The organism is Leuconostoc sp. (assembly GCF_965300815.1).
In genome coordinates, this window is the sequence record NZ_CBDKZH010000173.1 from 1 (window position 1) to 1,823 (window position 1,823).

The 1,823-nt window shown below is 35.5% G+C and carries 2 protein-coding genes; both read left to right on the plus strand.

From position 1 onward, the window contains the following. Window positions 1–57: 57 nt before the first annotated feature. The gene (locus tag ACW12G_RS07780) at window positions 58–963 is read left to right on the plus strand and encodes an ABC transporter ATP-binding protein (protein ID WP_048699821.1); all 906 of its coding nucleotides are present in this window, start codon (window positions 58–60) and stop codon (window positions 961–963) included. 3 nt (window positions 964–966) lie between these two features. Then, complete coding sequence (locus ACW12G_RS07785) at window positions 967–1,734, plus strand: ABC transporter permease (protein ID WP_146977454.1); 768 nt, start codon at window positions 967–969, stop codon at window positions 1,732–1,734. Window positions 1,735–1,823 lie beyond the last annotated feature (89 nt).

Here is a 1,823-nt window from a genome sequence, read left to right on the forward strand (position 1 = left end):
GAATAGGAGCGGTCCGTTTTTAGAATATATTTTTTTTAGATAATGAAAGAAAGCATAATGGCATTATTAGAAGTAAAAAACGTTAGCAAAAAATATGGGGCACGTGCCGCAATGGATCAAGTTAGTTTTGATGTTGAAGCCGGCCACATTGTTGGATTAATTGGACCCAACGGTGCTGGAAAGTCAACGACAATGCGTGCGATTACTGGATTAATGAGTTATTCATCAGGTACAATTTCGTTTGATGGACAACCTGTGACGTTTAGTAATCATCAAGCATTGGATAAAATTGGTAATTTGATTGAGTATCCGTCAATTTATCCTAATTTGACAGCCTTAGAACATTTGAAGTTGTATGCAATGGATACAACTTCACCTGCAGATTTTAAAATGCTCATGCATAAAACACAAATCGATGGCGATAACTTTGGAAAACGAAAGGCCAAAAACTTTTCATTGGGGATGAAACAACGTCTTGGTATTGCAATTGCGCTGATTAGAAATCCAAAACTGGTCATTTTAGATGAACCAATGAACGGATTAGATCCACAATCAGTTCATGATTTGCGTGAATTAATTCGCTCTTTGGCTGATGAAGGCACAGCATTCTTGATATCAAGTCATTTGTTAGATGAATTGCAAAAATTGGTTGATGATGTTGTGATTATTAATCATGGCAAAATTATCGAAAAAGACACGATGTCTAATTTCTTTAGCCACGATAAAGTGCGCTGGACAGTTGATACTAATGACAATGAGGCAGCATTGCTAGTTGTTCAAGAGCATAATTGGCAGGCAAGTATTGATGATGGGGATCTGCAAATTACTGGGGCGGAAAGTTTGCAAGAAGTTATTTCAGCGATTAATCGAGCTAATCTTAAGATTTTAACACTTAATACCATCACTGGGAATTTGGAAAAGTCGTTGTTGGATATGTTGGCAGCAGACGATAAGGGGGAATAAGTCGTGTTAACATTGATGAAACAAGAGTATTATAAAGCTTTTAAGCAAAATAAATTATATATTTGGTTAATTTTGAGCTTCGCTTTTCCGATAGCTATTATTGGTATTTTTAAATCACAAAGAACTATGGCATCAGTAATTAATTTGGGCCAAGCACTACTGTACGTACAAATGGCCGGTATTATTATTACTGCTTTGTCAGTATCCCAAGAATTTGGCTTTGGCACTATTCGACCATTGTTATCACGTCGCTTTAGTCGCGGCAGTGTCTTTGTAAGTAAGCTGTTGTTGAACTTGAGTGTCTATATTGGTTTGTTTGTCACAGCATTTATTGGGACTGTCTTAGCGGTTGCTTTGTTTATACCAAATTATGATTTCAGTAAATCTCTCGGGTATACAGGTAATAGCTGGCAAACTATGGGTATTGGCATGCTTGATACAGCCATCCAAATGATATTTGTGGCTGCGTTAGTGTTGATGATTACGAATTTAGTTAAAAGTTCTGGAGCAGCAATTGGATTAGGTGTTGTGATGATTGTGGCAACACCAATATTAAGTGCTATTTCATTAAAATTAATTGATTTAGCGCCGTTTCTAAAATGGAATCCATTTAATATTTATCTCGGTATGTCTAACATAGGAATGTTGTCACCAAACATATTGAAACAAGCGATGCACATATCACAAAATGGGTTAATTGTAGCTTATTTAATCTACATTGCACTGGTGTATGGTATTGCATATCTGATTTTCAAAAAACGTAGTGTATAATAATTTTTGTATATTTAATCATAAAATACAAATGTGCTCATAAGTCAATAAATCGGACTATTTTTTATCTAGGGCTTAACTGATTAGGC

Excerpts from the sequence above, each read along its gene's own strand:
- ACW12G_RS07780 (WP_048699821.1), top strand. The coding sequence starts at position 58 with ATGGCATTATTAGAAGTAAAAAACGTTAGCAAAAAATATGGGGCACGT.